Annotated in this window: 1 protein-coding gene; it reads right to left on the bottom strand. The window is 58.9% G+C overall.

Going from position 1 to position 275, the window contains the following annotated elements; genetic code table 11:
• A partial coding sequence (locus SB753_RS37060; RefSeq protein WP_410805120.1) for a PadR family transcriptional regulator occupies positions 1–198 on the bottom strand: 198 nt, incomplete at its 3' end.
• Between the last annotated feature and the right edge of the window lie 77 nt (positions 199–275).

Genomic DNA, 275 nt, shown 5'->3' with positions numbered 1-275 from the left:
CCTCCCGCCGACGATTTCATCCTGCGTCTGGGCGATCCACCCGAGTGCGAGGAGCTTCTCGAGTGCGGCGTACACGGTCGCGACACCTGGCCGTTGCCCCGTGAGCGTCGAGACTTCCTCGACGAGTGCGTATCCGTGGAGTGTGCGACCGGTGAGAGCAGTGAGAAGCGTGAACTGCAACGGTGACGGTGTCTTCATGACATCAACCCTAAAGAGTGGGCATATTCTGATCAACGAGAATATACCCACTCTCAGGAGGTCCTCAGTTGCATCCC

It is taken from the genome of Paraburkholderia sp. SIMBA_053 (genome assembly GCF_046534895.1).
Classification (GTDB): domain Bacteria; phylum Pseudomonadota; class Gammaproteobacteria; order Burkholderiales; family Burkholderiaceae; genus Paraburkholderia; species Paraburkholderia caledonica.
Note: the sequence above shows the minus strand (reverse complement) of the source record. Positions and strands in the feature narration are given on the sequence as shown.